This is a genomic window from Thauera sp. (assembly GCF_035444905.1).
Lineage (GTDB): Bacteria > Pseudomonadota > Gammaproteobacteria > Burkholderiales > Rhodocyclaceae > Thauera.
In genome coordinates, this window is record NZ_DAOMPS010000153.1 from 1 (window position 1) to 1270 (window position 1270).

The 1270-nt window shown below is 32.1% G+C and carries 1 protein-coding gene; it reads right to left on the minus strand.

The genetic code is table 11. The annotated features are described in order from the left end of the window. Positions 1-153: 153 nt before the first annotated feature. Positions 154-1215, minus strand: a complete 1062-nt coding sequence (locus PLC66_RS22735; RefSeq protein WP_324544447.1) for an IS5 family transposase — start codon at positions 1213-1215, stop codon at positions 154-156. Between the last annotated feature and the right edge of the window lie 55 nt (positions 1216-1270).

A 1270-nucleotide genomic window follows, 5' to 3' on the forward strand; every position in this document is an offset into this window, starting at 1 on the left:
AAAAAAAAGATACGTTTATTAGAAAAGCGTAGAACCCTTTAACGTTTTTCTTAAAACTTGATGCTAAAGTATAAATTATTTTTATGTTTTCATAATATTTTTATTGTTTTTTTATTTATCTATCTATTTGTAAATGAATAACTTATTCAATACTTAAGATAGTCTTATTATTTGCTCAAAGCGAAAAATGTTATAGGTCAGGTTGATTAATCCAATAATTCCTGTCGCTCTGACTAACCCGATTGATTTGAGCTGTAGTCCTTTCATGCTTTGCTCCATAAAGCCAAATACATGTTCCACTCTTGCTCTTATCTTTGACTTGCTTTTGTTATTTTGCTTTTGTTCTTCTGTTAAGGGTTTATTTCGATAACCTTTTTCATGTACCTTGTTTATAAGCTCATGCCTCTTTATTGTTTTTTCTTGCTCTTCTCCAGTATAGGCACTATCAGCATATAATGCCTGACCTTTGTCTTTTTCTGTTAAAAGGGTATCTAATGCTTGTGAGTCGTGTACAGAGGCATCTGTAACTACATAATTATCAATTAATTTACTCTTAGCATCTACTTTTGCATGGTTCTTGTAACCATAAAAGGTTTCACCATTTTTCTTCGTCCAACGGGCATCTATATCCTTGTGACGCTTTTTCTTCGGCTTCTCGTTCCATAATTCATCGCCTCTGCCTTCTTTTATCATCTTGTTTTCTTCTTTGGTATTACGCTGGCGGGGAGCTACCGTAAAACTGGCATCTATCATCTTTCCTTCATTAACAATAAGCTCTTTTGATTCTAAAAATAGTGTGAACTCTTCAAAAATCTTTTCTATAATTCCTTTTTTAGTCAAAGTTTCTCTAAAAAGCCAAATTGTCTTTTCATCGGGCACTTTATCACCACTTTCCAAACCTAAAAACTTCTTAAAGCTAAGCCTATCATGAATCTGATATTCTATTTGCTTGTCTGCCAAACCATAAAATCTTTGTAAAATCAAAATTTTAAACATCGTCACTACATCAAAAGGTTTTGCTCCTGCATTACTTTTTTTGTCAGTATTCAACAATCCATTCTCTAAAGTAGATCGAAACATTTCGAAATCAATAGCCAAGTCTAATCGCTCCAAAGGATTTCCTATTGAAGATAGCTTTTCTGCTGTTTCGTGTTCGTCAAATAAACCTTTTTTCCCAGTAACTTTATAGTTGTGCATTTTGATGAGTTTTATCATGCAAATATAAGTATAATCAATTTAATATCAAAGAGTTAATTTTTAGAAGTCCTCT